1 protein-coding gene is annotated in these 1257 nt (G+C 72.4%); it reads right to left on the bottom strand.

Annotated features, from left to right (window positions below):
- Positions 1-3 precede the first annotated feature (3 nt).
- Positions 4-1086, bottom strand: coding sequence for a polyprenyl synthetase family protein (locus DLJ59_RS28210; RefSeq protein ID WP_124776211.1), 1083 nt, complete (start codon positions 1084-1086; stop codon positions 4-6).
- Between the last annotated feature and the right edge of the window lie 171 nt (positions 1087-1257).

A 1257-nucleotide genomic window follows, 5' to 3' on the forward strand; every position in this document is an offset into this window, starting at 1 on the left:
GGGTTAGTCGGCTCGGCGGGTTGCGGCTATGGCCAGGTCGACCAGGGCTTGGCGGGCCTCGGTGTCGAGGTCGACGGCGGTCAGTGCGGTCAGGGCGGCGTCGGTGAGGGTGGCGATCCGCTGTTCGGTGCGGGCCAGCGCCCCGCTGCCCAAGATCACCTCGCGGAGTTGGGCCACCCCCTGCTCGTCCAGCTCCTGGTCGCCGAGCCGGCCGAGCAGCAGCTCGCGGCCCGCGTCGTCGGTGGCCTCCACGGCCGCCGCCACCAGATAGGTGCGCTTGCCCTCGCGCAGATCGTCTCCGGCCGGCTTGCCGGTCAGCGCCGGGTCACCGAAGACCCCCAGCACGTCGTCGCGGAGCTGGAACGCCTCGCCCAACGGCAGCCCGTACGCCGAGTAGGCCGTCCGTACGTCCTCCGGCGCGTCGGCCAGCGCGGCCCCGAGCAGCATCGGCCGTTCGACGGTGTACTTCGCGGACTTGTACCGGGCGACCTTGCTGGCCCGTTCCACCGAGGTGTCCCCGGTGACCTGCGTCAGCACGTCGAGATACTGCCCGACGGTGACCTCGGTGCGCATCTCGTCGAAGACCGGCCGCGCCCGGGCCAACGCCCACAGGTCCAGACCCGCCGAGTGCAACAGCTCGTCGGACCAGACCAGGCAGAGGTCACCGAGCAGGATGGCCGCGGCGTCGCCGAAACCGTCCGGGTCGCCGCCCCAGCCGGACTCCCGGTGCCGGGTGGCGAACCTTCGGTGCACCGCGGGCTCACCGCGACGGGTGTCGGAACGGTCCATCAGGTCGTCGTGGATCAGGGCGCTGGCCTGGACGAACTCCAGCGCGGCCAGGGCGGTGAGCACCTGGTCGCTGTCCACTCCACCGGCCCCTCGGAACCCCCAGTACGCGAATGCTGGACGCAGCCGCTTGCCGCCACCGAGCACGAACGCCTCGATCGCCTCGGCCACCGGAACCAGCGCGTCGTCCACGGTGGCGAGCCGGACCCGTTGGCCGGCCAGGAACTCGGTGAGAGCCTTGTCGACCCGCTCCCGCAGGCCGTTGCGGTCGACGGGGGACACGGGAGCAGCGTGGGTCACGCCCCGACGCTAGCCGGTCGTCATGATTCGTGCTCCACCGCCACGCGTAGTGCCGCCGGTGCGGCCGGGACCCGTTCGGCCGGCCGGTCGTACGCCGTGCGGCGCGGCGCGTCCCGGCCCGGTGGCCCGTGCCGATCCCTGTCTCTTATACACATCTGACGCTGCCGACGT

Source organism: Micromonospora inaquosa (genome assembly GCF_003857055.1).
Classification (GTDB): Bacteria; Actinomycetota; Actinomycetes; order Mycobacteriales; family Micromonosporaceae; genus Micromonospora; species Micromonospora inaquosa.